Here is a 25,961-nt window from a genome sequence, read left to right as displayed (position 1 = left end):
CGATACGGATTTTCAAGAAAGATCGGAATTCTCGGATGAAGAATGCATTTTCCATCACAATGGCGAGCGGCGTTGTCGGTCTCGCAGCTCTTGCGGTCGGATATTATGCCGGCACGGCACGACAGGTTTCCGCGCCAGCTCCTGTCGAAACGGCGGCTGCCCAGGCTCCCGACCAGCAAGCCATCGAGAATGTCGTGCGCAACTATCTCATCCAGAACCCGGAAGTGTTGCTGGAAGTGCAAACTGCGCTCGAAACCAAGCAGGCACGTGTCGCCCAGGAGCAGACGAAGGCGGTTCTGACCGCCAATCGTGACGCTCTTTACGATCAACAGCACGATTCTGTCTTCGGCAATCCCGAAGGCGACGTCACCGTCTACGAATTCTTCGACTATAATTGCGGCTACTGCAAGCGTGCCCTGCCCGACATGGAAGCCATTCTCAAGAGCGACACGAAGGTTCGTTTCGTGATGAAGGAATTCCCGATCCTGGGGCCGGACTCGGTAAAGGCCCATATCGTGGCGCAGGCGTTCAAGTCCCTCATGCCGGAAAAGTATGACCAGTTCCATCAGGTACTGCTCGGCGCACAGGAACGCGCAACCGAAGATTCTGCCATTGCCGATGCGGTCGAACTCGGAGCCGATGAGACGCAGTTGCGCGACAAGATGAAAGATCCGGCAATTACAGACGCCTTCCAGAAGACCTACCAGTTGGCGCAGCAGCTCAATATTACGGGCACCCCGTCCTACATCATCGGCGACGAGCTGGTGCCGGGCGCCATCGGCGTCGAAGGACTGGTCGAAAGAATCGCCGCTGCACGCGCTGCTACAAAGAACTAAAAAATTTGCCGGGCTCTTGCTGGTCGCTTTCGTGAGACAGTTGTGGCCCGGCGCCATCAAAATACGGTGAATGGAGCAAAAATGCCGTATTGCTTGTTCATTCCGCAAAGAATAGCGGGAAAAACCGCTGCGGTATGCCATCTGCAATGAATTAGAGGGTTTCGACTTGCGTCCAAGCCCTCTATATGGAATGCGAAGTGTACCGAAATTTCGTGGTAAACGCGCTATCGTCACGGACGGATATGGCAAAAACGGTTTTTGTTTTGAACGGCCCCAACCTCAACCTTCTCGGAAAACGGGAACCGGGGATTTATGGTGTTGCAACGCTGGATGACATCGAGGCGGCCTGTAAACGCGAGGCCGGACAACTGAATCTTGACGTCGTATTCCGCCAGTCGAACCATGAAGGCGATCTGGTGACCTGGATTCAGGAAGCGGGCGACAAGGACGCCTTCGTCCTCATCAATCCGGCCGCCTATAGCCACACTTCAATAGCTATTCACGATGCCATCCGCTCGGCCAAGGTTACGGTGGTGGAAGTGCATCTGTCCAACATTCATGCGCGTGAGGCTTTCCGGCATCATTCTTACGTGTCCGCAGTCGCCAAGGGCGTCATCTGCGGCTTTGGCGCGGAAGGATACCTGCTCGGCCTGCGCGCGCTTGCGGCAATTGCCAAAGAACAAGAAAACAACGGGCAAAGCGTAAAAGGGGCCTGATATGTCCAGCAAAAACTCCGTCATCGACAAGGAAACGATCCGCGATCTCGCGGATATTCTGAACGAAACCGATCTCACCGATATCGAAGTGGAACACGGCGATCTGCGTATCCGCGTTTCGCGCAAGGTTACGGTTCAAGCTGCGGCTACCGTCGTTCCCGCAGCTGCACCGGCCGCGACGGTTGCACCTGCCGCTGCGCCTGCGGCCGCAGCAGAAACGACCAAGGCCGAGCTTGCCAAGAACGCCGTTCCTTCCCCGATGGTCGGCACCGCCTATCTCGCTCCGGCCCCCGGCGCCCGCAACTTCATCGAAGTCGGCACGCAGGTGAAGGAAGGCCAGACGCTTCTTATCATCGAGGCCATGAAGACCATGAACCAGATTCCGGCGCCGCGTGCCGGTACGGTCAAGGCGATCCTGATCGAAGACGCTCAGCCGGTCGAATACGGCGAACCGCTCGTCGTGATCGAATAAGATAACGGATCACGGCTTATTCAATGGACGGGCAGCAAAGCGCAATGTTTCAAAAGATACTCATAGCCAATCGTGGCGAAATCGCTCTTCGCGTGCTCAGGGCTTGCAAGGAACTGGGCATCAAGACAGTCGCCGTGCACTCAACCGCGGACGCCGACGCGATGCATGTGCGCCTGGCGGACGAAAGCGTCTGCATCGGTCCGCCGCCGTCGCGCGACAGCTATCTGAACATCCATCAGATCGTTGCAGCCTGCGAGATTACGGGCGCTGACGCGATTCATCCGGGCTACGGCTTTTTGTCGGAGAATGCCAAGTTCGCTGAAATCCTTGAAGCGCACGACATCACCTTCATAGGCCCCACCGCCTCCCATATTCGCATCATGGGCGACAAGATCGAAGCCAAGCGCACGGCGAAGCGCCTCGGTATTCCCGTGGTCCCGGGTTCCGATGGCGGTGTGACGGACGACAAGGAAGCCGCGCGCGTAGCCAAGGAAATCGGCTATCCGGTCATCATCAAAGCTTCTGCCGGCGGCGGCGGCCGCGGCATGAAGGTTGCACGCTCCGAGGAAGACCTTTCGATCGCTCTGGCGACGGCACGTTCCGAAGCTGGCGCAGCTTTCGGCGACGATGCGGTCTATATCGAGAAATACCTCGAAAAGCCGCGTCATATCGAAGTGCAGATCATGGGCGACGGTGCGGGCAACGCCATCCATCTTGGCGAACGTGACTGCTCGCTGCAACGTCGCCACCAGAAGGTGTGGGAAGAAGCCAATTCCCCGGCGCTCAACGCGGAAGCGCGCGAAAAGATCGGCATGATCTGCGCCAATGCCTGCGCCGAGCTTGGTTATCGTGGCGCCGGGACGATCGAGTTCCTCTATGAAGACGGTGAATTCTACTTCATTGAAATGAACACGCGACTTCAGGTCGAACATCCGGTGACGGAAGCGATCACGGGGATCGATCTGGTACATGAACAGATTCGCGTGGCAGCTGGCCTTGGCCTGTCGGTTAAGCAGCAGGATATCCGCTTCTCCGGTCACGCTATCGAGTGCCGCATCAATGCGGAAGACCCGCTGACCTTCGCGCCTTCGCCGGGTCTCATCACGCATTACCATACGCCGGGCGGCCTCGGTGTGCGTGTAGATTCGGGCGTCTATTCCGGCTATCGCATTCCGCCATATTACGACAGCCTGATCGGCAAGCTCATCGTGCATGGCCGCAATCGCGTCGAGTGCATGATGCGTCTGCGTCGCGCACTGGACGAATTCGTGGTGGATGGTGTCAAGACGACCTTGCCCCTGTTCCAGGACCTGATCGGCAATCAGGACATCGCCAACGGCGATTACGACATTCATTGGCTGGAAAAATATCTCGCCACGAAGATGAACAGCGAAAGCGCCTGAAAAAAGTGACCGCAGGAGTGACCCCGGACGACTACAGAATCGAGCCGGAACTGCTCCTGCGGGCCTACGCCACGGGCGTATTTCCCATGGCGGAAGAAGCGGACGATCCCGAAGTTTTCTGGGTTCGTCCTGAACGCCGCGGCGTAATCCCCCTCGACAGTTTTCATATGCCGAAGAGCCTGCGAAAAACCATTCGACAGGGCATATTTGATATAAGGCTCGATAGCGATTTCGATGGTGTCATAGACGGCTGTGCCAGCGGAACAGGCGAGCGCGCGCGCACATGGATCAATGAACCGATCCGGGAAGCCTACAAGAAACTGTTCGAAATAGGACATTGCCACACCGTCGAAGCCTGGCATGACAATCATCTCGTCGGTGGGCTTTACGGCGTCACTCTCGGGCGCGCCTTTTTCGGTGAGAGCATGTTCACGCGCAAGCGCGACGCTTCAAAAGTGTGTCTGGCCTATCTGGTGCAGCATCTGATCAAACAGGGATTCGTCCTGCTCGACACCCAGTTCACCACCCCGCATCTTGAGAGATTTGGCGCAATAGAAGTGCCGCGAAAGAAATACGAGAAGCTGCTGGAAGGCGCGCTCGAAGGTATTGCGCGGTTCTGACGACACGCTCTGTAAAAACTACTTGCGCTGATCCGGCGGTGGAACGTCTGAGGTCTGCTTGCAATCCTTCAGCCAGACATCGTAAATTGGATGCTCGACGGCATTCAGACCCGGACTGTCAGCAAACATCCAGCCAGTGAAAATGCGTCGTATCTTACGGTCCAGGGTGATCTCATCGACTTCGACGAAACCATCCGTGCGAGGCGCTTCATTTTCGGTGCGGGAATAACAGACTTTTGGCGTTACCTGCAGGGCGCCAAACTGGACGGTCTCGTTGATGTAGACATCGAATGTGGTGATGCGTCCCGTCACCTTGTCCAGCCCGGAAAACTCTGCAACCGGGTTGGTAATGCGTTCCGCCTTGGCGCCATGAAAGCCGCTTGCGCTCGCAAAGACCGAAATCAAGGCGACCATAGCCGCCCTTTTGATGCTGTTTCTTCTGCTATCGGTTACGCCGGGGAAATGCTTCGTCAAAACGAAATCCGCACCATAATGTTAAAAAAACTGGGACTATTCCTAGTAACGAAATGTGACGATTCGTTGCCCGACTGCAAGTTGCAATAAAGCACGGACCCGATTGTCACGCGACTATCCCGGTTTTTCATTCAATTTCGGCTCGAAGCGAGCCAAAAGCATCAAAATCCGGCGTGTTTCACGCCGGATAACCCCGATCTCAGTTACCCGGTGTCCAGGCGTCATACTCGCCGGTAACGCGCGGACGTTCCGCAGGTTCCGTACCCGGACGGGCGATCGAACCCTTCGGGCGATAGGCCAATGACGTACCGGTCAGGTTCTGAAGATGCGGCTTCTGCCAATCGCGCGGGCGATAGTCTTCCTTGCTCGGAGGCGTGTCGACACGATGATGCATCCAGCCATGCCAGCCGGCAGGAATGGCGCTTGCTTCCGCATAGCCATTGAAAATGACCCAACGGCGCGTACGCCCTTCAGAATCCTTGCCGCCCTGATAATAGACATTGCCGAATTCGTCTTCGCCAACCCGCTCGCCCTTGCGCCAGGTATGGAAACGCGTGCCGAGTGTCTGGCCGTTCCACCAGGTGAAGACTTGCGTAAGAAATTTCATCATGGCCTTTTCCAGATCCATCATCGTTGCAGACGATTAAAACCGCCGCTTTATTGAAAGCTTATGGCCCTATCGCCCATCCAAGGCAAGAGCCAAGTTGCCGCTCTCACAACAGTATGAAGAGCCTTACATGCTCCAGCCTTCGAGCGATTTTTCCATAACCAGAACCGGCTCCTTGCAGTTCGGATCGCCCCAGTCCTCACTGCGCCCGACAATCGCATAACCCTTGCGCTCATAGAATTTCACGGCTTTCGCGTTCTTTTCGATCACTTCAAGTTTGATCGCCCGCACATCGGGGAATGCCATCTCTATTTCGGCCAGAAGCATCGTGCCGATGCCCTGAACCTGCGCATCGGGTCGCACGTAAAGCTGATGCAGCGATGCCTTGCCTTCTTCGGACTGGCTTGCGAAAGCCATGCCGTCAATGCCGCCCTCGCCATTATCGGCAACAACGAATTCCGAATAAGGCTTTTTCAGATTGGCTTTCAGCGCGGCAACACTATGCCAGCGGTCGGTGACGGCATTCACCGTCTCCCGACCCAGAATATCGTCGAACGTCGCGTGCCAGGTCGAAACGAGCAGTTCATGAACTGCTTTAAGATCGGCCTCTGTCGCACTGCGAACCCACATTATTCTTCGATCCCGAGCTTGGCCTTGACCAGTCCGTTGACAGCTTGCGGATTGGCCTTGCCACCGGTGGCTTTCATCACCTGACCGACGAACCAGCCTGCCAGCGTGGGCTTGGCCTTGGCCTGTTCGACCTTGTCCGGGTTGGCGGAAATGATGTCGTCCACGGCCTTTTCGATGGCACCGGTGTCGGTGACCTGCTTCATGCCGCGTTCTTCAACGAGCTTTTTCGGGTTGCCGCCCTCATTCCAGACGATATCGAACAGATCCTTGGCGATCTTGCCGGAAATGGTGCCGTCCCGGATCAGGTCGATCACCGCGCCAAGCTGCTCCGGGCTGACGGGCGATTCCTCGATGGTCTTGCCAGCCTTGTTCAGCGCGCCGAGCAAATCGTTGATGACCCAGTTTGCGGCAGCCTTGCCGTCGCGGTTTGCAGCCACGGATTCGTAATAGTCCGCAATGGCCTTTTCGGTGACCAGAATCGAGGCGTCATAGATCGAAATGCCCTGCTTCTCAACCAGACGCTGCTTCTTTTCATCCGGTAGCTCCGGCAGATCGACGGCCAGCGCATCCACAAATGCCTGATCAAATTCAAGCGGCAGCAAATCAGGATCAGGGAAATAGCGATAATCATGCGCTTCTTCCTTGGAACGCATCGAACGCGTTTCGCCTTTCACCGGATCGAACAGGCGCGTTTCCTGATCGATTTCACCGCCATCCTCCAGAATGGCGATCTGGCGGCGGGCCTCATATTCAATCGCCTGACCGACGAAGCGGATCGAGTTCACATTCTTGATTTCGCAGCGTGTACCGAACGCGCCGCCCGGACGGCGCACGGAAACGTTCACGTCAGCGCGCATGGAGCCTTCATCCATATTGCCGTCGCAAGTACCCAGATAACGGACGATCGTGCGCAGCTTGGTCAGATAGGCGCGCGCCTCATCCGACGAGCGCATATCCGGCTTGGAAACGATTTCCATCAACGCCACGCCGGAACGGTTCAGATCGACATAGGACATGGTCGGATGCTGGTCGTGCATCGATTTGCCCGCATCCTGCTCCAGATGCAGTCGCTCGATGCCGATCTCGACATCTTCGAACTGGCCCTTATTGTCGGGGCCGACAGAAATGGTGATCTGGCCTTCGCCGACGATCGGCTGCTTGAACTGCGAAATCTGGTAGCCCTGCGGCAGATCGGGATAGAAATAATTCTTGCGGTCGAAAACCGACTTCAAATTGATCTGCGCCTTGAGGCCAATGCCGGTGCGGACCGCCTGCTTCACGCATTCCAGATTGATGACCGGCAGCATACCGGGCATGGCCGCATCGACCAGAGACACATTGGCGTTCGGCTCCGCACCGAAGGAGGTGGAAGCGCCTGAAAACAGCTTCGATTCGGATGTGACCTGTGCGTGAACTTCCATGCCGATGACGACTTCCCAGTCGCCCGTGGCGCCGGAAATGAAGCGTTTCGGTTCTGGCGTGCGCGTATCAATAATGGACATGCTGGCTCGCGAATTATCTGGATTAAGCTGAAAAACGGATTGATTACTGGCTAGAGCAAAGCCCCCCTCGATGCAAGCTTTTCAGCCACATAGAAGGTTCTGGAACGGAAAAGGCCGCGCTTCGCAAGCGCGGCCAATCCTCATTCGCGGAGAAGGGAAGATCAAGCCTCTTCAGACTTACCCTCATCGGCCTTCTTCTTCGGTGCAGCCTTCTTCTTCGGCGCGGCCTTCTTTGCAGGCTTTGCTTCCGCTGCGTCGTCTTCTTCTGCCGTCAGTTCTTCCTTGGAGACCTTCTTGTCGGTCACGCTGATATTGGCGAGCAGGTGGTCAACGACCTTTTCTTCAAAGATCGGAGCACGGAGGTTAGCCACGGCATCCGGCGTCTTGCGCAGGAATTCGTAGATTTCCTTTTCCTGACCCGGATAGCGGCGAACCTGATCGTAAACGGCGCGCTGGAGTTCTTCCTCAGAAACCTCAACGCCGGCCTTTTCACCGATTTCGGAGAGAACCAGGCCGAGGCGCACGCGACGCTCAGCAAGCTTGCGATATTCTTCGCGAGCAGCTTCTTCCGTGGTTTCTTCGTCTTCGAAGGTGCGGCCAGCCTGCTGGAGATCGAAATTGATCTGCTGCCAGATGTTGTTGAACTCGGCGTCAACCAGCTTCTGCGGGGTTTCGAACTGATAGTCGCCGTCCAGAGCGTCGAGAATCTGACGCTTCACCTTCTGACGGGTGATCTGGCCATACTGGCTTTCGATCTGCTCGCGAACGACCTGACGCAGGCGTTCCAGCGTTTCGATACCAAGCTTCTTGGCGGTTTCGTCGTTCAATTCAAGTTCGTTCGGCTTGGCGACTTCCTTGACCTTGATGTCGAAGGTTGCTTCCTTGCCCGCGAGATGCGCTGCGCCATATTCTTCCGGGAAGGTCACGTTGATGACCTTTTCGTCGCCAGCCTTGGCGCCGACGAGCTGCTCTTCAAAGCCCGGAATGAACTGGCCGGAACCGAGAACGAGCTGCGCGTCGTTGTCCGCGCCGCCTTCGAACGGTTCGCCGTCGAGCTTGCCCAGATAGTCGATCGTGACGCGATCTTCGTTTTCGGCCTTACCCTTCTTGGTTTCGAAGGTGCGAGTGGACGCGGCGACACGCTTGACCTGCTCATCGACTTCCTCATCGGAAATATCGACGACTTCACGGGTCACTGCGATCTTGGAGAAATCCTTGACTTCGATGGCCGGCAGAACTTCGTAGTTCAGCGAGAAAACGAAATCAGCCTTGCCGTCGAGAACCTTTTCGGCCTCTTTTTCGTCTTCCGACATGATGACTTCAGGCTGGGTCGCCGACTTTTCGTTGCGGTCGGCGAGGATCGAACGCGACGAATCATTGAGGATTTCGTTGACGATCTCGGCCATGAAGGACTTGCCGTACATCTTGCGTAGATGACCGGCAGGCACCTTACCCGGACGGAAACCGTTGATGCGAGCGCGGCCACGCGCGGTTTCGAGCCGCTCTGCGAGCTTGGCTTCGAGATCTCCGGCCGGAACCACGACTTTAATCTCGCGCTTCAGCCCTTCATTGAGCGTTTCGGTAACCTGCATGTTCAAACCTTCACTTCTTGTCATTATCCCGCCGTTTCCGGCATTTTGCCTCAAGTCGCGGGAGAGAAATTCCGTTGCCTTATGACGGTCATTGGTGCGGATGGAGGGACTCGAACCCCCACGGTCTCCCGCCAGAACCTAAATCTGGTGCGTCTACCAATTTCGCCACATCCGCTTCTGAAGCGAAGCGCATTCCGCAGAACGCACCAAATTCGCCTCAGATATTGAACCGCCCTCAAAAGCGCGCGTCTCTATATCATCCAATTTTTCCGGTTCAAAGGAAAAAAGCCGCCTTCCCGGCAATGATTTGCCCGGTTTTGCCCAGTTTTGCAAGGCCAGCGCTTCCTGCCCTTCGCGCCTCCATATACAGCCCCTGTCCATAATGCCAGGATCGAGGCCGAACCGCTCTCAATAAAGTGGCTCCTTGTAGAGTTGCCGCCCGTCATCGCGCAATGCCTTGATGACCGGCGATCCGCTCACATCGACCGCGACAACGGCGGTAATCCGTCGTTCCCGCTGACTGTCCTCGATGGCACGCCCCTGCCCTTCAGGAACATAATAGCGTTCGATGCCGAAATTAAGGCGTATGTTCGCCTCCCGGTCGTCGGTTATCGAATAGTAGGCCTCGCCCCGAATCTGCACCTCTTCCGGCGCCAAGTCCTTGAACGGAACAAAAGACGCTCGCGAGAACCGCGCGACACCTTCCGCATCCGGCTTGACCGCCACATATACGATGCGCGAACCGTCCGGGTGGGTACCCGCGATATCCTTTCTTGCCAGACTGGATATCTCGTAACGGAGGACGACGTAATCGCCGCGCATCAAATCACGCGGATCAAAGGGTTCGGTCTGAAGCACCACTTCCGAGCCCGAACGCAATATCGACGCCCGCTTTTCTATTCCGGCATAAAGGATACCGGTTTGCAGCAGAGCGGCGACGACGGCCCCGGCATAAAGCCACTTGCGGTTCATGATCCCGCCTCCACCAGATTGCGCTTGCGTCCGAAACGGTTCTCCATGCGCCGCACGAAGGCGGCAAGCAACAGAACGAGAATACCTGCCGTGAGAAAGAAGCCTGACGTACCGATCATTGAGCCCACCGTCTGGAACGCCAGATAAAGGACCTCTATAGAAAACGCCGCATAAGCGATGGAGCGCAATCCGCCATTGTTGCGGCCGCATATGGCTATCGCTCCGATGGAGAGCGCCAGTATCAGAATTCCGTAAAAGGCCTCCCGCTCGATGCTCATGGCCAGACCGGAATAGGAGAACATCTGGTTGAGTTGCAGGATGGCGAGCGCCAGCAAAGCCATCAGTAGCCCATAAGCGGCCAACGGATGAGCGAAGCGGGTCAGCCTTTGCAGTGCGACATGGCCGAAGCCATCGGCCGCCACCAGACCGACGCCGACCGCGATCATGGCGATCAGCACCGCATTGTTCTCCTGCTCCGCATAGATGAGTATGGTCCAGCCGATAGAGAAAAAGGCCCACAGATGGGCAGCGTGACGCGAGCGAGTGAAAAGCGCCGCACCGACACCGACAAGGAACAGGATCGGCCCGACCCAGCGATATGTCGCGTCGTCATATAATCCATCGGCAAACACGTAGGTCGACAGGTAAAAGCAGGCGACACCGGCCCCGAACGCGGCCAGCACCGGTGCCCGAACCAGAAAAGCGGATGCAAGGACGCCGAGTGACCAGTAGATCGCCGCCGAATGAACATCGCCTGACAGGTGATACATTTGCCCTACAAGCGCCAGCCCCGCGCCGAACGAAGCGGCTCCGACGACGTAAAGTGCGGCCGGGAACACCGTATCGCCGCGCGCCTGTCGCCAGGCCCCGCCGAGATAGCTCGCCCATATCAGGACGAATATGAGGCCGATACGCACGAGGCGCGGCATTTCCTGCCAGTTTGCGGCAACCAGCATGATAACCGCCGCGCCAAGCAGCAGTCCGCCGAGCGTGGCCAGGACAGAACCGAGACTGAAGGCCGAAGCGCGCTTTTCAAGGTCGGCATTCAGTTTCGACGCTGTTTCAGCATCGATCAAGCCGTCCCGCCGCCATCTCTCGATCAGGCGTTCAACAGATATGGAAAATGACAAATTTGCTCCTGCTCATTTTGTCCGTTGTCGCCAACGCATTCGTAAGCGGCTGAGAACATATAGGAAACCGCGCTGCCGGCAAAGATAGATACCAAATCGCTTTACGGCAAATTTGTGCCCTGCCAGTTCAATCGATTTATATCGTCGTGCAGCATCCGCAAGGCAGCTATGCAAACTCGGGTCTGCAACCTGCGAAAACAATAGCTTATATCATGGGCAACAAACGAGATGAATTGAACAGAACCTCAGTTCCTCAACGATGAAGGAATAGCACGATGAACCTCTTTCGCTCTTACAACAACTGGCGCCGTTATCGCGACACCGTCAACGAACTCAGCCAGCTCTCCACCCGTGAGCTGAACGATCTTGGCATCTCCCGCGCGGACATCCCGTACGTTGCTCGCCAGGCCAAGGCTCGCTAATCAGCGCGTCTGACAGTTTTTCAGGTCTGGCTCATCCTCCCATCAGACCTGGATCGTCGCAAAGCTCTCCTCCTCCCAGGCTTTGCGGCAACAAGACCGGTTCTCCTCCTCCCAAATACCGGTCTTTTCATAATGGCATCCGTCGCTCCTCCTCCCGCGACGGATGCCATTTTTTATGGGTTCATTCCTTCTCTTCGCTCCGCTTCTCCATTGAAGGCGCCCGGCAAAGGCGGTAAGGGAATGCCATGTCAAACACACCCGATATTTCTCCCGTACACGTCGTCGGCGGCGGTCTCGCCGGCTCGGAAGCCGCCTGGCAGATCGCACAGGCTGGCGTAGCTGTCGTTCTCCACGAAATGCGCCCGGTGCGCGGCACCGACGCGCACAAGACCGAACAGCTCGCCGAACTCGTGTGCTCCAATTCGTTCCGTTCAGACGATGCCGAAACCAACGCCGTTGGCGTCCTTCATGCCGAGATGCGCCTTGCCGGTTCGCTGATCATGGCCTGCGCCGATGCACATCAGGTTCCGGCTGGCGGTGCGCTTGCCGTGGACCGCGAAGGTTTTTCGCAGGCCGTGACAGCGAAACTTGAAGCACATCCGCTTATCACCATCGAGCGCGGGGAAATCACCGGCCTGCCGCCTGCGGAGTGGGGAACCACGATCGTCGCTACCGGCCCATTGACCGCACCGTCGTTGGCCGAGGCCATCGCAACGGAAACGGATGCCGATGCGCTCGCCTTTTTCGATGCAATCGCTCCCATTGTTCATTTCGATTCGATCAATATGGATGTCTGCTGGTTCCAGTCGCGCTACGACAAGGTCGGCCCCGGCGGCACCGGCAAGGATTACATCAACTGCCCGATGTCGAAGGAGCAGTATGAGGCCTTCGTCGCCGCACTTGTCGAAGGCGACAAGACCGATTTCAAGGAATGGGAAGGCACGCCCTATTTCGACGGCTGCCTGCCGATCGAAGTCATGGCCGAACGCGGACCGGAAACGCTGCGGCACGGCCCCATGAAGCCGATGGGACTGACCAACGCGCATAACCCGACCGTCAAGCCCTATGCGGTCGTGCAGTTGCGTCAGGACAATGCGCTCGGCACGCTCTACAATATGGTCGGCTTCCAGACGAAGCTGAAATACGGTTCGCAGACCGGCATTTTCAAGATGATTCCGGGCCTTGAGAATGCGGAATTTGCCCGCCTCGGCGGCTTGCACCGCAACACCTATCTCAATTCTCCGGTGCTTCTCGACGATGTGCTGCGCCTGAAATCGCGTCAAACCCTGCGCTTCGCCGGACAGGTGACAGGCTGCGAAGGTTATGTCGAATCATCGGCTATCGGCCTACTTGCCGGTCGCTTCACCGCTGCGGAAATGCTGGGCAATACCGCCGTTCCCCCGCCACCGACAACGGCTTTCGGGGCGTTGCTCGGTCACATCACGGGCGGACATATTGTGGCGGACGATGAGCCGGGCAAGCGTTCGTTCCAGCCGATGAATGTCAATTTCGGGCTGTTCCCGCCGGTCGAAGTCCCGAAACCCGAGGGCAAGCGCCTGCGCGGCAAGGAAAAGACCGTCGCCAAGAAACGTGCACTTTCCGCACGCGCGCTTGCCGATTGCCGGACATGGCTCGGCCTGCCGGAATAATATTCTGACTGGCTTCAATAGATGAACTGGAGCCAGTCAAACTGTTTCAGAAATTCGCTCTCAACATGAGCCATTGTTTACGGATGGCCGAAATATCGGCCACCCTGTCCACAGCCTGCGCACCCAGACGCTCTATTGCCTTGAGATAGGCAGGTACAAGCGCCAGCGGCAGGAAGGCCGGGGTCAGGCTTTTGGGCAGTTCCGTCCTGCTTCGTTCAAAAGCCGCCAGATGTTCGCGCGCAAGGGCAAGCATGATGCTGATAACACGCTCGACAGCCGCCTTGTCTTCGCCTTTCAAAAACACGTCGCGGCTAACGCCGACGGCCTGCAACATATCGGCCGGAACATAAAGCTGCCCTCGCCTGCGATGGATCGGCAAGAGACGCAACAGACCCGTAACCGCTTGCGCCACACCGGCGTGACCGGCCAGTTCCGCAAAGTTCTGCGCAGCATCGCGGTCCAGTATCAAGCCCGCCAGTTGAATGATTGCCGATGCGGTTTCTCCGCAATAGCCTTCGAAATCGTTACGGCTCGGCATCGGATCGTCATAGAGGTCGAAAATGCGGGCTTCGCAATAATTATCGAAGGCAGTGCGCGGAAGTTCATACTTCTCGATCGCTCCGATCAATGCCGCGGCTACCGGATGAGCTTCAGCGCTGCCCCGCGCGTCCCCGTTGAGGAGGTCACGCCACCATTGCAGCCTCACCTCGCCCGGAAGCGGTTCGTGAACCAGTTCCCGGATACGCGAGACCTCGGCGTTGAAAGCATAGAGCGCGGCAAGAGCGCCGCGCTTGTCCTGCGGCGCATAGAGCACCGTCAGATAACGATCCCGGTCGGCTTCGCGAAGCAACGCCAGGCAGTGTGCATCATTCTCATTCATGATGTCAGTCTACAGCAATCAGCGCCGCCGCAACCGCGCGATCCTCAGCCAGAAGCACATTATAGGTGCGCACGGCCGCTCCCGTGCTCATCGGGTCGGACAAAATCCGGTGCTCGCGCAAAATTGCGCGGACATCGTCGGGGATGCGGCGCAGATCCATACCCGTTCCGACCAGGAGTATCTCGATATCGGAAGCCTGTTCAAGGATAAGCCCGAGATCGGCGCGCGACAGAATGGGCGGCGTCGAAGGCTGCCAGCCGTGAATGCCGGATGGCAGACACAAGATTGAGCCGCGATGCGACATTTCGGCGAAACGAAACCCGCCGTCACCATAGGCGTCGATGGGTGCGCGCCCCGGAAAATGGGCATCGCGTATTTCTATTCCCTTGGCCATTCTCAGTTCTCCAGATTGAGCGACTGAGCGAGTTCGTCACCCATGGCATCGTCATGCCCGGCATCGCGAGGCTTCAGCCCGAACAGCACCAGCAACGGCGCGGCGATGAAAATCGACGAATAGGTCGCGACGACGATACCGACACTGAGCGCCAGCGCAAACATGCGAATTTCCGTGCCCCCGAAAGCATAAAGCGGGATATGCGCCAGAAAAGTCACAAAAGATGTCGGCAAGGTGCGGGACAGCGTCTGATTGATCGAAGCATCGATGATCGCCGGTAGCGGTGCGCTCTTGTAGCGGCGCAGATTTTCGCGCACGCGGTCGTAAATGACCACCGTATCGTTCAGCGAATAGCCGATGATCGTCAAAATGGCCGCAACGCTCCAGAGATTGAATTCCATGCGGAAGATGATGAACATGCCCGCGAGGATGATGACGTCGTGCAGGGTCGAAAGCACTGCGCCGAGCGCGAGCTGCCAGCGGAAACGGACCCAGACATAGATGAAGATGCCGATCAGCGACAATATGACGGCCAGAATGCCTGCGCGTGAAAGCTGCTCGGAAACCGTGGGGCCGACGACTTCCACCCGCTGGAAGGAATAATCCTGTTCGAATTCTCCGCGAAGCTTCACCGCAACAGTCTGCTCCGCGTCGTCGCCGACTTCCTGGCTGCCGATGATGACAAGGGCGGAGCGGGGCGATTTCGCAGGCAGGACATGCGCGCTGTCGATATTCAACTCCGAAAGCCGCTCATTGATGTCCTCCAGATTGGCGTCGCCGCTGCGGGCCTGCAATTCGACCATCGACCCGCCGCGGAAATCAATGCCGTAATTCAAGCCTATATTGACAAAAAGCGCGACCACGATGGCACATGCCAGCACCGAAATGCCGAGCGTCACGAATTGCAGACGCATGAACGGGATATGCGTCACCGTCGGCACAAGCTTCAGGCGGCGCTTCGGAATCTCTTTCGGCCGGGCGGTTCGCACCCATTGCGCGATCAGCAATCGTGTAAACGTGAGCGTGGTGAAGAGTGTCGTGCCGATGCCGACCGCCACCGTCAGCGCAAAACCGTGCACAGTCCCCGACCCGAGCAGGAACAGAACGAGCGCCGCGATAAGCGTCGTCAGGTTCGCATCGACGATGGTCGACAGCGCACGATAGAAGCCGGACTCCATCGCCTGCACGACCGAATAGCCTTTGCGGCGATCTTCGCGCACACGTTCGTAGATGAGGATATGAGCGTCGACGACCAGACCGATGGTCAGGACCAGACCCGCAATGCTGGCGAGACTTATGGAACCACCGACCAACGACAGCACAGCCATCAGAACGATGACGTCGACCGCAAGCGCAACCATGGCGATCACGCCGAGGAGACCGTAGGACAGAATCATGAAGAGACCGACCAGCAGCGCTGCCAGCAAGGCAGCCATTGCCGCCGCGCTGGCGTAATCCTCGCCAAGGGCCGAAGCAATGGTTCGCTCTTCGAGAACCGATACGCCTTGCGGCAACGCACCTGAACGCAGCACGACAGCCATATTGTTGGCGGCTTGCAGGTCGAATGCGCCGGAAATCTCCAATTCGTTCGTATCGAGCTTTTCGTCCACGGCGGGAGCCGAAACGATCTGATTGTCCACGACGATTGCGAAACTGCCGCCGATGAGATTCGAAGTCGCCTCGGCAAGTTTCCGGCGACCGGCATCGTCAAGCGTGAGGGTGATGACAGGTTCGTTATCATCCGCCGAAAGCGTCGCCTTGGCATCGGTGACATTGGCGCCGACCAGAATCGGGGTCTTCTTGACGAGGTAGCCAACCGGCGGATCGTCATAGGAATAGATGACCTCGCTATCGGCCGGCGGAGCGCCGCGAATGGCATCGTCCGGCGACATGGAGCTATCGACCGTTCGGAACGAGAAATCACCTCGGACGCTGAGAATGTCCTTCAGAAGCTGAGCATCATAGACGCCGGGAACCTCAACGCGAATCTGGTTGCGATGTTCCTCTTCCACGAGAGGCTTGCCATAGCCAAGCTCTTCAAGGCGCTGCCGCATGATATCGGCCGTGCGTTTGAGGCCGTCCGCCCCCGGATTCTGCACTTGCAGGATGAGACGCGAACCGCCGGAAAGATCCAGCCCGAGGGCGATCTGCTGCTTCGGCAAAAAGCCAGGCAGGTTTGCCAGCGTTTCACGCGAGAAAAAATTGGGGGATGCGATGACGAAGCTGACGAGAACCGCGAGCCAGATCAGGGCAGATTTCCAGCGTGAAAAATAGAGCATAGAGCAGCAATTCCGTATCAGCTTGGATAGAGCACGCCGGAGCTCACCTGTCGTGAACCGCTCTCCGGCCCATGGTCGGGCGCCCGCTTTCAGCGCCTGCCGAATAATGTGCAGGCCCCGGTTATGAAAAGCTTACCGGGGCCTGTTCGGTCCTGAAGAGACCTACTTGTTCTTGTTGTCGGCGACAGGTTCGCCTTTCACGCGCACATCCATGAGGCTGCTGCGCAGAACGCGAATACGGACACCATCGGCGATTTCGACTTCGAGTTCGTTGTCATCAACCACTTTCTGGACCTTGCCGACGATACCGCCGCCGGTGACGACCGTGTCGCCGCGACGTACCTGGCCCAGCATTTCCTGACGCTTCTTCATCTGGGTCCGCTGCGGGCGGATGATCAGGAAATACATGATCACGAAGATCAGGATGAACGGCAGAATGCTCATGAGCATATCTGGTCCTACAGCGCCGCCAGGTGCTTGAGCGAAAGCCGGTGTTGCGAACATTAGGAACTCCTCTGAAGTCTCAAAGACAAATTATTAACGGCATTACAATGGTTGGCGCGCCAATTGCAACCGCGATGACCCCGCCTGCGCCAAGCTCGCACACTTTTCGCTTCCGCTGTGACATGTTAAGCGTGTTACCCCATCATCAAGGGCATGAAATGACGACCGAAGACATACTCAGCCAGAAACTGGACCGTTTGATCGCCGCACTGGAGCGCATCGCGCCGCCGGAAGCCAAAACACCCGACCTCGATGCCGCAGACTGCTTTGTCTGGGCTCCCGAGCGCCTGACGCTTGATCCGGTCAGGCGTGTAAACCGAGTGGACATCACGCTGATCCGCGGCGTGGATCTGGTGCGCGACCAGCTTGTGGACAACACCCGGCGTTTCGCAAAGGGCTTTCCGGCGAACAATGTGCTGCTCTGGGGCGCGCGCGGCATGGGCAAGTCCTCGCTCGTGAAGGCGGTTCAGGCCAGCGTGAATGCGGAACTGGCGGATCGCAATCCGATCAAGCTGGTCGAGATTCACCGCGAAGATATCGACAGTCTCCCGACGCTCATGAATCTGATAAAGGAAGCGTCCTATCGCTTCATCCTCTTCTGCGACGACCTTTCATTCGATCATGACGACACGTCCTACAAGTCGCTGAAGGCAGCACTTGAAGGTGGCGTCGAAGGCCGACCGGGTAACGTGATCTTCTATGCCACGTCCAACCGCAGGCATCTCATGCCACGCGACATGATCGACAATGAACGCTCGACCGCGATCAATCCGTCCGAGGCCATCGAGGAAAAAGTCTCGCTTTCCGACCGTTTCGGGCTTTGGCTCGGTTTCCACAAGTGCAGTCAGGACGATTATCTCGCCATGGTCGACGGCTATGCGGCGCATTTCAAATTGGCTTACGATCCTGAAAAAATGCACGCCGAGGCACTGGAGTGGTCGACCACGCGCGGCAATCGCTCCGGTCGTGTCGCCTGGCAATACATTCAGGATTTGGCGGGTCGCCTCGGCGTCGCCATGTAACACCAGCTTAAAAAGGCGGGCACCAGGCCCGCCTTTAACTCATTCGTCCTGTTCTCGATCAGGCTTCCAGATATTTGGAAGGATTGACCGGCGCGGAGTTCTTGCGCACCTCGAAGTGCAGCTTGGGAGACTTCGCATTGCCGCTCATGCCCGACTTTGCGATTTCCTCGCCACGGCGAACCTTCTGTCCACGCTGAACCATGATCTTGCTGTTATGGCCATAGACGGTGACAAGGCCGTTGTCGTGACGGATCAGAACCGTTTGTCCGAATTCCTTCAGGCCGTCGCCCGCATAGATGACAACGCCATTTTCAGCCGCTTTCACCGAAGTCCCTTCCGGGACCATGATGTCGATACCATCACTTACAGATGTACCTTCACGCTGACCAAAGCTTGCCAGAATGCGACCCCTGACCGGCCAGCGCATCTGGGAAATACCGGTGGAAGAAGGTGCTGCTGCCTGATCCTTCTCGGCTTCCTCAATCACCTTGTTGCTCGCCTGCGGCGGCGTGTAAGGCTTTACATTGGCGTTTGCGGCCGGCGCGGTCGCCGTCTTGGCCGGATTTTCAGGTGTCTGCGAGACGGCGGCAACTTTCGTCGCGACCGGAGCTGACGCGGAAGGAATGACGAGCGACTGTCCGACGCGGATAACGCCATTGCTCAGGCCATTGGCCTTTTTCAACTGTTCGACCGGGATGCTGTGCTTCTGCGCGATGGAATACAGCGAATCGCCGCTCTTCACCGTGTAGGCGCCGCTGGATGCAGGCGGCATTGCCGCGCTCGTTCCCGCTGACGCCGCAACGGTTGGCGAAGATTTCTGTCCGTTGACGGCGGGAGCCTGCGGGACGACGGCAACATTGTTGCCAGCCGCGCGCGGCGTCGTCGGCGCCGGAATCTGTCCGAGAACCTTTTCCTGTGCGCCGTTGACGGTGTTGCGCGTAACGGTCGCCGCGCTCGCTACCTTGGTCTGGGCAGTATTGACTGTGCTGTTTACACGCGCCGCAGCCATATCCTGCGCCTGCCCTACCTGGTTCTGCACCTGATTGGAGGCCGCTGCTACCGGCGCGGCCATCGGCGCGGAAGACACCGGCGGCAAAGAATTGCGCTGAACGGAACCGCTGGAAACCGGAGGCGCTGAAGCAACAGGTGCTGCTGAAGCATAAAGATCGCCTGCCGGTTGCTGCATAACACGCTGACTGGACGTAGAGCCCGTGCTGATACCGTCCGTGAAGCGCATCGTATCGGCACTGCACCCGGCGCCAAAACCGGCGATCAGAACGATCGCGACATTCCGCAGGAGACGTTCAGACGTGTGCTGCAAAATCTGTAAACGCATGTTCAACTCGCCCATACTCGAAAAACTCAGTAGGACTGATTAAAACGCGTTAATGTTACTCTCTGGTTAAGAACGGTCGATTCGCGAAAAAAGATTCACCAATTAAATACCATAAGCGAATGATTGCGACCCCGGTTCTGCCGGAAACCCATGATTTCGCCCGTATGACTGGCGGGGATTTCACAGAACGGACGAGACGCCTTCGATAAAAGGCTGGTAGCGGACCGTCATGAGGTCCTCCTGTTCGAAGCGGCTGCCGATCTTGCCAATCCGGGTCATGACCTGCGGCCCGTCACCCGGCCCTATCGGCGCGATCAGTACCCCGTTGGTCGCCAGCAACTCGACAAATTGGCGCGGTACCTCCTCAAAGGCAAGCCAGACCAGGATACGATCGAAAGGGCCTCCCGGCATACCGTGACGACCGTCCGTATGTTTGAGCACGATGTTTTCGCGTTTCAGCGAGACGAACTGCTGCAATGCACGGTCGCAGAGCTTGCGATAACGTTCGACTGTGGTGATGCGTCCGGCAAGCGACGACATTACCGCAGCGGTGAAGCCGGAACCCGTCCCGATCTCAAGTACGCGATGCCCCGGCTCCAGTCTGAGCGCCGCGATAGCCCGGGCCTGATCGTCGATCCCCTCCATATACTCCCCGCAGTCGAGCGGAACGGTACGGGAACTATAGGCAAGATGGGACCAGGACGACGCCAGAAAGTTCTGGCGCGGCGTGGATTCGATGGCGGCGAACAGGCGCGGATCGTCAATCCCGTATCCACGCATCCGCAAAACGAAGGAAGCGAAGCCTTCCTTGTCCGAAAGCCTTGGGCGCTCAGACAGTGCCTGCCTCATGCTTCAACCCCGATTGCAGCACTCAATTCCGCGCGAACCTTATGCGCGGTCAGGTCAAGATGCAGCGGCGTTACCGAAATGCAGTCGGAACGAATTGCAGCGATGTCGCTGTCGTCCGCCACAGGAGCCTTCCCACGACCGAAATGAAGCCAGAAATAAGGAAATCCGCGCCCGTCGCGGCGCTCATCGAGGCGGGCATCATGGCTGAGCTTGCCCTGCGCGGTGACGCGTGTTCCCTTGACTTCATCCACTCCGCAGTTGGGAAAATTGAGGTTCAGGAGAACGCCTTCCGGCCATCCGGCATCGATCAGCTTGCGGATCAGGTCAGGCGCATGGGTTTCCGCCGTCTCCCAGGGAACGATGCGGCGGTCGCCTTCATATTCATATTCCTGCGAAAGCGCGATGGAAGGAACGCCGAGAAGCGTGCCTTCCATGGCCCCGGCGACCGTGCCCGAATAGGTGACGTCGTCGGCGATATTGGCACCGGAATTGACCCCGGACAGAACCAGATCGGGAGCACCCGGCAGCACATGGCGCACGCCCATGATCACGCAATCGGTCGGTGTGCCACGCAGTGCAAAATGGCGGTCGTCAATCTGGCGAAGACGAAGCGGTTCGGACAAGGTCAGCGAATGCGCAAGGCCACTCTGGTCCGTTTCCGGCGCCACCACCCAGACGTCATCGGAGAGCTTGCGTGCGATCCGCTCCAGAACTGCGAGGCCTTCAGCATGGATACCGTCATCGTTCGTCAGCAGAATTCGCACGTCATCACTCCTTCATCGGGCTATTGTCTGTTTCGATTCACGCGGACTTCTCGATCCGCGTGAGGCCGCCCATGTATGGCTGCAATGCTTCAGGAATATGAATGCTGCCATCTTCTTCCTGATAATTCTCCATGACAGCGATGAGCGCACGGCCAACCGCAACACCGGAACCGTTCAGCGTATGCACGAAGCGGGTCGATTTTTCGCCCTCGGGCCGGTAGCGGGCATTCATGCGGCGCCCCTGGAAATCGCCGCAGACCGAGCAGCTCGAGATTTCGCGATAGCTATTCTGGCCCGGCAGCCAGACCTCGATATCGTAAGTTTTCTGCGCGCCGAAGCCCATGTCGCCGGCGCACAGAACCACGGTGCGGAACGGCAAGCCGAGGCGCTTCAGCACTTCTTCCGCGCAAGCCGTCATGCGCTCATGCTCTTCGATTGCGCTTTCGGCATCGGTGATGGACACCATTTCGACCTTGAGGAACTGGTGCTGGCGCAGCATACCGCGCGTATCGCGACCGGCCGAACCGGCTTCCGAGCGGAAGCACGGGGTCAGGGCCGTGTAGCGTTGCGGAAGCGTCTTTGCATCGACGATCTCGTCCGCGACCAGATTCGTCAGCGGAACTTCCGCCGTCGGGATGAGCCAACGCCCATCCGTCGTGCGGAACAGGTCTTCAGAAAACTTGGGCAACTGACCGGTCCCGTAAACCGCCTCGTCGCGCACCATCAGCGGCGGCATCGTCTCGGTAAAACCGTGTTCTACCGTGTGCAGGTCGAGCATGAACTGGCCCAGCGCACGTTCAAGCCGTGCAAGCGGCCCCTTCAGGACCGTGAAACGAGCACCGGCGAGCTTGGCGGCACGCTCAAAATCCATGTATCCGAGCGCCTCGCCCAGTTCGAAATGTTCCTTCGGCTGGAAGGAAAAATTGCGCTGATTGCCGATGCGGCGGACTTCCACATTGTCGTTCTCGTCCTTGCCAAGCGGCACATCTTCGAGCGGAATGTTGGGAATGGTCGACAATGCGTCGGTCAAGGCCCGGGTCAGGCGACGCTCTTCGTCCTCGGCCTGCGCGAGAAAGTCCTTCAACTCGCCGACTTCCGCCTTCAGCCTGTCAGCGGTGGCCGTATCCTTTGCGGCCATAGCCTTGCCGATTTCCTTCGAGGCGGCATTGCGGCGCTCCTGTGCGGCCTGGACCTTACCGACGTGTTCGCGACGCTTTTCGTCAAGCGCGATCAGCTCGGACGACAGCGACTGAGCCCCGCGCTTGGCGAGCGCATTGTCGAGGGTTTCAGGGTTTTCGCGTATCCATTTGATGTCGAGCATGGGAAAAGCCGTTTCGTGAAATTGAACACAAGCGAGGTCGCACAGATTGCGACCTCGAAGAATCACCGCGACAAGTCAGGACGATGAAGCGTTATTCTCGGCGTCGGTCGCAGCCTGCGCCTCATTCCGCTTCTTTTCGATCATGCGAGCCGCAATAATGGAAATCTCGTAGAGAAGGATCGTCGGCAAGGCAAGGCCGATCTGGCTCGCCGGATCTGGCGGCGTGAGCACGGCGGCGACCACGAAAGCGATAACGATGGCATATTTGCGCTTGTCTCTCAGACCGGCGGAAGTCACCAGCCCCACACGCGCCATCAGGCTGGTGACGACCGGCAGCTGGAACACCAGACCGAACGCGAAGATAAGCGTCATGATGAGGCTGAGATATTCCGAGACTTTCGGCAGGAGCGAAATCTGCACTTCACCGTCGCCGCCAGTTTGCTGCATGGCAAGGAAGAACCACATCACCATGGGCGTGAAGAAGAAATAGACAAGCGCGCCGCCCAGCAAAAACAGAAGGGGCGATGCGATCAGAAACGGCAGGAAAGCCATGCGCTCGTGCTTGTAGAGGCCCGGCGCCACGAATTTGTAAATCTGCGCGGCGATCACCGGGAAGGCCAGAACCACCCCGCCGAACATCGCTACCTTCACCTGGGTAAAAAAGAATTCCTGCGGCGCGGTATAGATCAGTTCCGCCTTGCTGCGATCCATTCCGGCCCAGTCGATCGCCCACTGGTAGGGAACCACCAGCAGATTGAAGAGTTGCTTGGCGTAGATGAAGCACAATACGAATGCCACGAAAAATGCCAGAATTGCCCAGATCAGGCGGCGGCGCAGTTCGATCAGGTGCTCAAGCAGAGGCGCTGCGCTCTGTTCGATTTCGTCCTCGTCGCGTGTCACGCTTTGGTTCCTGTCTTTTCCGTGGTCTTTTTGGCGGGCGCAGCGGTTTTTGCAGCCCTGGTCTTCACTGCTTCCGGCTTTGCGGCGGCGGGCTTCCTGGGAGAAGGCTTCTTCGAAGCGGCGACACCCTTCGCCTCGGTTGCCTTGCCGGGCGCCTTTGAAGCTGCCCTGCGCGCAGGTTTCTTCGGTTCGACCGGCGGCACTGGCGCGCCGCTTGTATCGGCCGCCTCGGCAGCTTTTTCGGGCGTGGCCGGACACGTCGACACCGAAGAAGTGGACGTCGTTGACTGGAGACCCGAACGCAAATCCTCGCCCGCGCTGCGAATCGGATCGAAAACCTGCGTGATCTTCGAGCGCGGATCGAGCTTGCGGGTTTCGTCGATGATGGTCTTTACGTCGTCGAGTTCAGCCTCTTTCAAAGCTTCGTTGAACTGCTGCTTGAATTCATTGGCGGTCGCACGCATACGCGCGGTCGCCTTACCGAATGCCCTCAGCATCTTAGGCAAATCCTTGGGTCCGACCACCACGATCATCACGACCGCGACAACCAGAAGTTCAGACCAACCGATGTCGAGCATATTCTTGCACCCCGCGCAATTTGGCGCGCACGTCCCGTCTTTCGGCGGAAAACCGCACTTGTAATGGCAAAATATGCTGCGCGCCAATCAAGGCGCGCAGCATTCTTTATCCGCTAGATCAGGACTTGGTCGTCTTCTTCACGTCCTTGACGGTTTCGTCGGCCTTGGCGTCGATGGTACGACCTGCGTCCCTGACATCGTCCTTGGCGTCTTCGTCGGACATGCCCTGCTTGAAATTCTTGATGCCCTTGGCAACATCACCCATCAGCTCGGGGATCTTGCCGCGGCCAAAAAGAAGAAGGACAACCGCCAGGACGATCAACCAGTGCCAGATGGAAAAGCTACCCATTTTATTCCTCTCATCGCCGCGATGCGCGGCATGTTCCTGCAATGCCAATTACGATTTAAGCGCTTTCAACAAATCTTTCAAACAGAAGTGTGACGGTGAACCGCTTTGCGGCAAAATAAATTGGCGCATGGCGCAAGCGCCGGACTATTCACCACGCGGAGCGAGAAGGCCGAGTTCCTCAAGGTCGATGTCCTCGAGCGGCTCTTCTTCTTCTGTCAGCTCATCCGCGTCCACATTCGGAACCGGAACAGCAAAGCCTGACGGCATTCGCGCAGAAAGCAGCCCTGCCCCGCGCAATTCCTCAAGTCCGGGCAGATCGCGGATTTCGGGCAGGCCGAAGTGGTCGAGAAAAGCGTCGGTCGTTCCATAAGTGACCGGGCGGCCGGGTGTGCGACGGCGGCCGCGCAGCTTGATCCAGCCTGTTTCCATGAGCACATCCAGTGTGCCCTTCGAGGTTTCAACCCCTCGAATATCCTCAAGTTCGGCCCGCGTCACCGGCTGGTGGTATGCAATGATGGCAAGCACCTCCATCGCGGCACGGGACAGTTTTCGCTGCTGAACGGCCTCGCGGCTCATCAGAAAGGCAAGATCGGGCGCGGTACGAAAAGCCCAGGCATTGCCGACCTGAACGAAATGCACGCCGCGTGGCTCATATAATTTCTGCAAGTGATTCAACACAGGCGCGATATCGACATTCGCCGGCAAACGCTCGGCCAGCAGCCGTTCGGAAACCGGCTCCGACGAAGCGAAGACGATGGCTTCCACGATACGTGCAAGCTCCGCCAGCCCTTCAGCCGGAATGGACGGCTCGCTGTCCGCGCCATATTCCTCGCTGTCGATTTCGACCAGATTTCGATGCTCCGCCTCAGACATCCTCGTCCTCATCCAATTCGCCCAGATCGCCCTTCGCGCGTATGTAGATCGGATCGAAGGCCGCATTCTGCCTGACTTCAAGCTTGCCTTCTCGCACGAGTTCGAGGCTGGCGGCAAAGGAACTGGCAAGGGCCGACGCCCTTTCACGCGGCGAAAGGGCATAATCGATCAGGAAACGATCCAGTGAAATCCAGTCGCCGACCGCGCCCACCATCCGCGCCAGCGCGGCGCGGGCTTCCTTGAGCGACCAGACCGCCCGCTTGGCGATCTCGACATGCGAAACGGCCTGTCGCTGTCGTTGCGAGGCGTAGGCCGTCAGGAGATCATAGAGCGTTGCGGAAAACCGGCTCGTCTTGTCCACCATGACGATTTCCGGCATACCCCGCGCAAAGACATCCCGGCCCAGCCGGTTGCGATTGACGAGCGCCCCGGCAGCGTCGCGCATCGCCTCCAGCCTTTTCAGGCGGAAATGCAGCGAAGCTGCCAGTTCTTCACCTGTCTCTCCATCTTCGCCCTGTTGCTTCGGGATCAGCAGCTTGGATTTAAGATAAGCGAGCCAGGCGGCCATGACGAGATAATCGGCGGCAAGTTCAAGACGCAGCGCTCGCGCCTGTTCAACGAACTCAAGATATTGCTCGGCAAGAGCCAGAACCGAAATACGGGAGAGATCGACGCGCTGGCTTCGCGCCAGATGCAGGAGCAGGTCGAGCGGGCCTTCGAAACCCTGAACGTCTATGAGAAGGGAGGGCTCGCTCTCGCCGCGTTCGGAAGCGCCCTGCCACAGCACATCCATCGGCACGATGGTGCCGCCCTTGTCGCCTGTGTCTGCTCCCGATGCCGCCAAATCCGTTTCCCTGCGATAGCTGCCGCCAACGGCGCCAGTTTAT

Annotated in this window: 28 protein-coding genes and 1 tRNA gene; 8 read left to right on the top strand and 21 right to left on the bottom strand. The window is 57.9% G+C overall.

The features are described 5' to 3' along the window. Positions 1–35: 35 nt before the first annotated feature. The 5 genes from FHS76_RS07270 (at position 36) to aat (ending at position 4,047) form a co-directional block, all read left to right on the top strand. Entirely contained in the window at positions 36–836 is an 801-nt protein-coding gene (locus FHS76_RS07270; RefSeq protein WP_183650087.1) for a DsbA family protein, read from the top strand. A gap of 242 nt (positions 837–1,078) precedes the next feature. Beyond that, entirely contained in the window at positions 1,079–1,552 is a 474-nt protein-coding gene (aroQ, locus tag FHS76_RS07265) for a type II 3-dehydroquinate dehydratase (protein ID WP_183650084.1), read from the top strand. A gap of 1 nt (position 1,553) precedes the next feature. Beyond that, the gene (accB, locus tag FHS76_RS07260) at positions 1,554–2,024 is read left to right on the top strand and encodes an acetyl-CoA carboxylase biotin carboxyl carrier protein (RefSeq protein ID WP_183650082.1); all 471 of its coding nucleotides are present in this window, start codon (positions 1,554–1,556) and stop codon (positions 2,022–2,024) included. 44 nt (positions 2,025–2,068) lie between these two features. After that, entirely contained in the window at positions 2,069–3,427 is a 1,359-nt protein-coding gene (gene accC / locus FHS76_RS07255; protein WP_183650079.1) for an acetyl-CoA carboxylase biotin carboxylase subunit, read from the top strand. 50 nt (positions 3,428–3,477) lie between these two features. After that, positions 3,478–4,047, top strand: a complete 570-nt coding sequence (gene aat / locus FHS76_RS07250) for a leucyl/phenylalanyl-tRNA--protein transferase (RefSeq protein WP_183650177.1) — start codon at positions 3,478–3,480, stop codon at positions 4,045–4,047. An 18-nt stretch (positions 4,048–4,065) separates the two neighbouring features. Here the strand turns inward: aat and FHS76_RS07245 are convergent, their stop codons facing one another. The 8 genes from FHS76_RS07245 to FHS76_RS07210 form a co-directional block, all read right to left on the bottom strand. Continuing rightward, a complete protein-coding gene (locus tag FHS76_RS07245) occupies positions 4,066–4,521 on the bottom strand; it encodes a DUF2155 domain-containing protein (protein ID WP_183650076.1) in 456 nt (151 codons plus the stop codon). Positions 4,522–4,720: 199 nt separating this feature from the next. Beyond that, positions 4,721–5,131, bottom strand: a complete 411-nt coding sequence (locus FHS76_RS07240; RefSeq protein ID WP_183650073.1) for an NADH:ubiquinone oxidoreductase subunit NDUFA12 — start codon at positions 5,129–5,131, stop codon at positions 4,721–4,723. Positions 5,132–5,254: 123 nt separating this feature from the next. Then, a complete protein-coding gene (locus FHS76_RS07235; protein ID WP_183650070.1) occupies positions 5,255–5,758 on the bottom strand; it encodes a GNAT family N-acetyltransferase in 504 nt (167 codons plus the stop codon). Then, complete coding sequence (gene gatB / locus FHS76_RS07230; protein WP_183650067.1) at positions 5,758–7,260, bottom strand: Asp-tRNA(Asn)/Glu-tRNA(Gln) amidotransferase subunit GatB; 1,503 nt, start codon at positions 7,258–7,260, stop codon at positions 5,758–5,760. Before gatB ends, FHS76_RS07235 begins: the two co-directional genes overlap by 1 nt. Before the next feature lie 161 nt (positions 7,261–7,421). Then, positions 7,422–8,852 carry a trigger factor gene (tig, locus tag FHS76_RS07225; protein WP_268902624.1) on the bottom strand — a complete coding sequence of 477 codons (1,431 nt, stop codon included), beginning with the start codon at positions 8,850–8,852 and terminating at the stop codon, positions 7,422–7,424. Between the two features lie 92 nt (positions 8,853–8,944). Then, positions 8,945–9,027 (bottom strand) — tRNA-Leu (locus FHS76_RS07220). A 233-nt stretch (positions 9,028–9,260) separates the two neighbouring features. Next, positions 9,261–9,824 (bottom strand): GDYXXLXY domain-containing protein, encoded by a 564-nt coding sequence (locus FHS76_RS07215; protein ID WP_183650061.1) that lies wholly within the window; start codon positions 9,822–9,824, stop codon positions 9,261–9,263. Beyond that, entirely contained in the window at positions 9,821–10,954 is a 1,134-nt protein-coding gene (locus FHS76_RS07210; RefSeq protein ID WP_183650058.1) for a DUF2157 domain-containing protein, read from the bottom strand. The genes FHS76_RS07215 and FHS76_RS07210 overlap by 4 nt, the downstream gene beginning before the upstream one ends. Before the next feature lie 275 nt (positions 10,955–11,229). Between FHS76_RS07210 and FHS76_RS07205 the strand changes: the two genes are divergently transcribed. Together FHS76_RS07205 and trmFO are read left to right on the top strand one after the other, a co-directional pair. Then, positions 11,230–11,376 (top strand): DUF1127 domain-containing protein, encoded by a 147-nt coding sequence (locus FHS76_RS07205; RefSeq protein ID WP_183650055.1) that lies wholly within the window; start codon positions 11,230–11,232, stop codon positions 11,374–11,376. Between the two features lie 245 nt (positions 11,377–11,621). Continuing rightward, the gene (gene trmFO, locus FHS76_RS07200; RefSeq protein ID WP_183650053.1) at positions 11,622–13,025 is read left to right on the top strand and encodes a methylenetetrahydrofolate--tRNA-(uracil(54)-C(5))-methyltransferase (FADH(2)-oxidizing) TrmFO; all 1,404 of its coding nucleotides are present in this window, start codon (positions 11,622–11,624) and stop codon (positions 13,023–13,025) included. A 46-nt stretch (positions 13,026–13,071) separates the two neighbouring features. Here trmFO and FHS76_RS07195 read toward each other — a convergent pair whose 3' ends face one another. The 4 genes from FHS76_RS07195 to yajC all read right to left on the bottom strand — a co-directional run bounded on the left by FHS76_RS07195 (position 13,072) and on the right by yajC (position 17,082). Beyond that, positions 13,072–13,905, bottom strand: a complete 834-nt coding sequence (locus FHS76_RS07195; protein WP_183650050.1) for a phytoene/squalene synthase family protein — start codon at positions 13,903–13,905, stop codon at positions 13,072–13,074. Between the two features lie 4 nt (positions 13,906–13,909). Next, positions 13,910–14,299 (bottom strand): Mth938-like domain-containing protein, encoded by a 390-nt coding sequence (locus tag FHS76_RS07190; RefSeq protein ID WP_183650047.1) that lies wholly within the window; start codon positions 14,297–14,299, stop codon positions 13,910–13,912. Between the two features lie 2 nt (positions 14,300–14,301). Next, positions 14,302–16,671 carry a protein translocase subunit SecDF gene (secDF, locus tag FHS76_RS07185; RefSeq protein ID WP_268902623.1) on the bottom strand — a complete coding sequence of 790 codons (2,370 nt, stop codon included), beginning with the start codon at positions 16,669–16,671 and terminating at the stop codon, positions 14,302–14,304. Between the two features lie 69 nt (positions 16,672–16,740). Beyond that, a complete protein-coding gene (gene yajC / locus FHS76_RS07180; protein WP_183650044.1) occupies positions 16,741–17,082 on the bottom strand; it encodes a preprotein translocase subunit YajC in 342 nt (113 codons plus the stop codon). A gap of 158 nt (positions 17,083–17,240) precedes the next feature. Between yajC and FHS76_RS07175 the strand changes: the two genes are divergently transcribed. Beyond that, positions 17,241–18,104 (top strand): ATP-binding protein, encoded by an 864-nt coding sequence (locus FHS76_RS07175; protein ID WP_183650040.1) that lies wholly within the window; start codon positions 17,241–17,243, stop codon positions 18,102–18,104. A 58-nt stretch (positions 18,105–18,162) separates the two neighbouring features. Here the strand turns inward: FHS76_RS07175 and dipM are convergent, their stop codons facing one another. From dipM to FHS76_RS07130, 9 genes are all read right to left on the bottom strand, one after another. Then, a complete protein-coding gene (dipM, locus tag FHS76_RS07170; protein ID WP_183650037.1) occupies positions 18,163–19,455 on the bottom strand; it encodes a cell division endopeptidase DipM in 1,293 nt (430 codons plus the stop codon). Between the two features lie 165 nt (positions 19,456–19,620). Further along, the gene (locus FHS76_RS07165; RefSeq protein ID WP_183650034.1) at positions 19,621–20,289 is read right to left on the bottom strand and encodes a protein-L-isoaspartate(D-aspartate) O-methyltransferase; all 669 of its coding nucleotides are present in this window, start codon (positions 20,287–20,289) and stop codon (positions 19,621–19,623) included. Further along, positions 20,286–21,053, bottom strand: a complete 768-nt coding sequence (gene surE, locus FHS76_RS07160) for a 5'/3'-nucleotidase SurE (RefSeq protein ID WP_183650031.1) — start codon at positions 21,051–21,053, stop codon at positions 20,286–20,288. The genes FHS76_RS07165 and surE overlap by 4 nt, the downstream gene beginning before the upstream one ends. 37 nt (positions 21,054–21,090) lie before the next feature. Beyond that, complete coding sequence (gene serS / locus FHS76_RS07155) at positions 21,091–22,374, bottom strand: serine--tRNA ligase (RefSeq protein ID WP_183650028.1); 1,284 nt, start codon at positions 22,372–22,374, stop codon at positions 21,091–21,093. A 75-nt stretch (positions 22,375–22,449) separates the two neighbouring features. After that, positions 22,450–23,274, bottom strand: a complete 825-nt coding sequence (tatC, locus tag FHS76_RS07150; protein ID WP_183650025.1) for a twin-arginine translocase subunit TatC — start codon at positions 23,272–23,274, stop codon at positions 22,450–22,452. Then, positions 23,271–23,852 carry a Sec-independent protein translocase protein TatB gene (gene tatB / locus FHS76_RS07145; RefSeq protein ID WP_183650023.1) on the bottom strand — a complete coding sequence of 194 codons (582 nt, stop codon included), beginning with the start codon at positions 23,850–23,852 and terminating at the stop codon, positions 23,271–23,273. Before tatB ends, tatC begins: the two co-directional genes overlap by 4 nt. Before the next feature lie 118 nt (positions 23,853–23,970). Then, on the bottom strand, positions 23,971–24,201 hold the full coding sequence (locus FHS76_RS07140) for a twin-arginine translocase TatA/TatE family subunit (RefSeq protein WP_183650021.1): 231 nt from the start codon (positions 24,199–24,201) through the stop codon (positions 23,971–23,973). Between the two features lie 144 nt (positions 24,202–24,345). Then, the gene (gene scpB / locus FHS76_RS07135) at positions 24,346–25,074 is read right to left on the bottom strand and encodes an SMC-Scp complex subunit ScpB (protein ID WP_183650018.1); all 729 of its coding nucleotides are present in this window, start codon (positions 25,072–25,074) and stop codon (positions 24,346–24,348) included. Next, positions 25,067–25,918, bottom strand: coding sequence for a segregation and condensation protein A (locus tag FHS76_RS07130; RefSeq protein ID WP_183650015.1), 852 nt, complete (start codon positions 25,916–25,918; stop codon positions 25,067–25,069). The genes scpB and FHS76_RS07130 overlap by 8 nt, the downstream gene beginning before the upstream one ends. Positions 25,919–25,961: the final 43 nt, after the last annotated feature.

This window comes from Brucella daejeonensis, assembly GCF_014199265.1.
Taxonomy (GTDB): domain Bacteria; phylum Pseudomonadota; class Alphaproteobacteria; order Rhizobiales; family Rhizobiaceae; genus Brucella; species Brucella daejeonensis.
Note: the sequence above shows the minus strand (reverse complement) of the source record. Positions and strands in the feature narration are given on the sequence as shown.

Excerpts from the sequence above, each read along its gene's own strand:
- aroQ (WP_183650084.1), top strand. The coding sequence starts at position 1,079 with ATGGCAAAAACGGTTTTTGTTTTGAACGGCCCCAACCTCAACCTTCTC.
- FHS76_RS07215 (WP_183650061.1), bottom strand. The coding sequence starts at position 9,824 with ATGAACCGCAAGTGGCTTTATGCCGGGGCCGTCGTCGCCGCTCTGCTG.
- FHS76_RS07270 (WP_183650087.1), top strand. The coding sequence starts at position 36 with ATGAAGAATGCATTTTCCATCACAATGGCGAGCGGCGTTGTCGGTCTC.
- accB (WP_183650082.1), top strand. The coding sequence starts at position 1,554 with ATGTCCAGCAAAAACTCCGTCATCGACAAGGAAACGATCCGCGATCTC.
- gatB (WP_183650067.1), bottom strand. The coding sequence starts at position 7,260 with ATGTCCATTATTGATACGCGCACGCCAGAACCGAAACGCTTCATTTCC.
- FHS76_RS07205 (WP_183650055.1), top strand. The coding sequence starts at position 11,230 with ATGAACCTCTTTCGCTCTTACAACAACTGGCGCCGTTATCGCGACACC.
- dipM (WP_183650037.1), bottom strand. The coding sequence starts at position 19,455 with ATGGGCGAGTTGAACATGCGTTTACAGATTTTGCAGCACACGTCTGAA.
- FHS76_RS07165 (WP_183650034.1), bottom strand. The coding sequence starts at position 20,289 with ATGAGGCAGGCACTGTCTGAGCGCCCAAGGCTTTCGGACAAGGAAGGC.
- FHS76_RS07190 (WP_183650047.1), bottom strand. The coding sequence starts at position 14,299 with ATGGCCAAGGGAATAGAAATACGCGATGCCCATTTTCCGGGGCGCGCA.
- accC (WP_183650079.1), top strand. The coding sequence starts at position 2,069 with ATGTTTCAAAAGATACTCATAGCCAATCGTGGCGAAATCGCTCTTCGC.
- FHS76_RS07195 (WP_183650050.1), bottom strand. The coding sequence starts at position 13,905 with ATGAATGAGAATGATGCACACTGCCTGGCGTTGCTTCGCGAAGCCGAC.
- serS (WP_183650028.1), bottom strand. The coding sequence starts at position 22,374 with ATGCTCGACATCAAATGGATACGCGAAAACCCTGAAACCCTCGACAAT.
- tig (WP_268902624.1), bottom strand. The coding sequence starts at position 8,852 with ATGCAGGTTACCGAAACGCTCAATGAAGGGCTGAAGCGCGAGATTAAA.
- FHS76_RS07140 (WP_183650021.1), bottom strand. The coding sequence starts at position 24,201 with ATGGGTAGCTTTTCCATCTGGCACTGGTTGATCGTCCTGGCGGTTGTC.
- FHS76_RS07235 (WP_183650070.1), bottom strand. The coding sequence starts at position 5,758 with ATGTGGGTTCGCAGTGCGACAGAGGCCGATCTTAAAGCAGTTCATGAA.
- tatB (WP_183650023.1), bottom strand. The coding sequence starts at position 23,852 with ATGCTCGACATCGGTTGGTCTGAACTTCTGGTTGTCGCGGTCGTGATG.
- yajC (WP_183650044.1), bottom strand. The coding sequence starts at position 17,082 with ATGTTCGCAACACCGGCTTTCGCTCAAGCACCTGGCGGCGCTGTAGGA.
- FHS76_RS07175 (WP_183650040.1), top strand. The coding sequence starts at position 17,241 with ATGACGACCGAAGACATACTCAGCCAGAAACTGGACCGTTTGATCGCC.
- FHS76_RS07240 (WP_183650073.1), bottom strand. The coding sequence starts at position 5,131 with ATGATGAAATTTCTTACGCAAGTCTTCACCTGGTGGAACGGCCAGACA.
- trmFO (WP_183650053.1), top strand. The coding sequence starts at position 11,622 with ATGTCAAACACACCCGATATTTCTCCCGTACACGTCGTCGGCGGCGGT.
- scpB (WP_183650018.1), bottom strand. The coding sequence starts at position 25,074 with ATGTCTGAGGCGGAGCATCGAAATCTGGTCGAAATCGACAGCGAGGAA.